Below are 1,001 nucleotides of genomic sequence, written 5' to 3'. Positions count from 1 at the left end.
GCACAAGCGCAAAGCACCGTCCAGCTCACCGGCCTGGCCGACATGTACGCCGGCTCCGTCAAGATGGCCGGCCAGGACCGCAAGTCGGTCGTGGGCTCCGGCGGCATGACCACCTCCTGGTGGGGCATCAAGGGCACGGAAGACCTGGGCAGCGGCCTGAAGGTCGACTTCAACCTGACCTCCTTCATGCGCATGGACACCGGCGAGCCCGGCCGCTTCCCCGGCGATACCTTCTTCTCGCGCGATGCCAACATCGGCCTGAACGGCAGCTTCGGCCGCATCGGCCTGGGCCGCGACAAGGCGCCCAACTTCCTGCCCACCATCCTGACCAACCCCTTTGGCGATTCGTTCACCATCTCGCCCCTGGTGCTGCATGCCAACACGCCCACCGCAGCCTGGGGCGGCGCCCGCCTGACCACGCCCGCCGACACCGGCTGGAGCAACATGCTGGTCTACACCACGCCCAACTTCGGCGGCCTGACCGCCAACGTGTACTACCAGTTCGGCGAGCAGTCGACCCCGGGCAACAAGGGCAAGAAGAACGTGGGCGTGAACGCGCTGTACTCCAGCGGCCCGCTGAGCCTGACGGCCTTCTACGAGCGTGACCAGATCACCAACCCCGGCAACGGCACCGTCATGCCCACCAAGAGCGACTGGATGGTCGGCGGCAGCTACAACTTCAACGTCGTGAAGCTGTACGCCACCTACGGCCAGGCCAAGGTCAAGGATCTGGACAGCAAGAGCAAGACCTACTCGCTGGGCCTGGACGTTCCCGTGGCCGGCACGCCCGGCACCATCAAGGCGGCCGTGGCCCGCACCAAGTACGAAGCGGCCACCGAGGCCACCCGCACCACCGCAACGCTGGGCTACGACCACTTCCTGTCCAAGCGCACCGATGTGTACACCGCCCTGATGTACGACCGCGTGAGCGATGCCAGCCCCAAGACAGGCACCAGCCTGATCGCCGGCATCCGCCACCGCTTCTGATGCCCTGGCCGGAT

At 66.5% G+C, this 1,001-nt stretch carries 1 protein-coding gene; it reads left to right on the top strand.

The genetic code is table 11. The features are described from left to right. The coding region (locus V8Z74_RS26185) for a porin (RefSeq protein ID WP_349712318.1) at positions 1 to 987 on the top strand (987 nt) is incomplete at its 5' end. Between the last annotated feature and the right edge of the window lie 14 nt (positions 988 to 1,001).

Origin of the sequence: Comamonas sp. w2-DMI, from assembly GCF_040187735.1 — a bacterium.
GTDB lineage: Bacteria > Pseudomonadota > Gammaproteobacteria > Burkholderiales > Burkholderiaceae_C > Comamonas > Comamonas terrae.
This window is presented reverse-complemented; position numbering and strand designations above follow the sequence as displayed.